The 803-nt window shown below is 66.1% G+C and carries 1 protein-coding gene; it reads left to right on the top strand.

Annotated features, from left to right (window positions below; all coding sequences use genetic code 11):
* The coding region (locus I7S92_RS22990) for a zinc-binding dehydrogenase (RefSeq protein ID WP_197647816.1) at positions 1-803 on the top strand (803 nt) is incomplete at both ends.

The raw sequence follows: 803 nt of genomic DNA on the forward strand, positions 1-803 counted from the left end.
CGCAAGACCAACCTCTGCACCGCGATCCGCGACACGCAAGGCAAGGGGCTGATGCCGGACGGGACGACGCGGTTCTCGATGCTCGACGGCACGCCGATCCATCACTACATGGGCTGCTCGACCTTCGCCAACCACACGGTCCTGCCCGAGATCGCGCTGGCCAAGGTCCGCGACGACGCGCCCTTCGACAAGATCTGCTACATCGGCTGCGGCGTGACCACCGGGGTCGGCGCGGTGCTGAACACCGCCAAGGTGGAGCAGGGCGCGACGGCGGCGGTCTTCGGCCTGGGCGGCATCGGGCTGAACGTGATCCAGGGGCTGAAGCTGGCGGGCGCGGACAAGATCATCGGCGTCGACATCAACGACGACAAGGAGGAGTGGGGCCGCAGGTTCGGCATGACCCATTTCGTCAACCCGACGAAGATCGAGGGCGACGTGGTGGCTCACATCGTCAACCTGACGAAGACGCCCTTCGACAGGATCGGCGGGGTGGACTACTCGTTCGACTGCACCGGCAACGTCAAGGTGATGCGGCAGGCGCTGGAATGCACCCACCGCGGCTGGGGCCAGTCGATCGTGATCGGGGTGGCCCCGGCGGGGGCGACGATCGAGACGCGGCCGTTCCAGCTGGTCACGGGCCGGGTCTGGAAGGGCACGGCCTTCGGCGGTGCCAGGGGCCGGACCGACGTGCCGAAGATCGTCGACTGGTACATGGACGGCAAGATCGAGATCGACAGCATGATCACCCACATCCTCAAGCTCGAGGACATCAACAAGGGCTTCGACCTCATGCACGAGGGCAA

The sequence above is a fragment of the Tabrizicola soli genome, assembly GCF_015999335.1.
Taxonomy (GTDB): Bacteria; Pseudomonadota; Alphaproteobacteria; order Rhodobacterales; family Rhodobacteraceae; genus Tabrizicola; species Tabrizicola soli.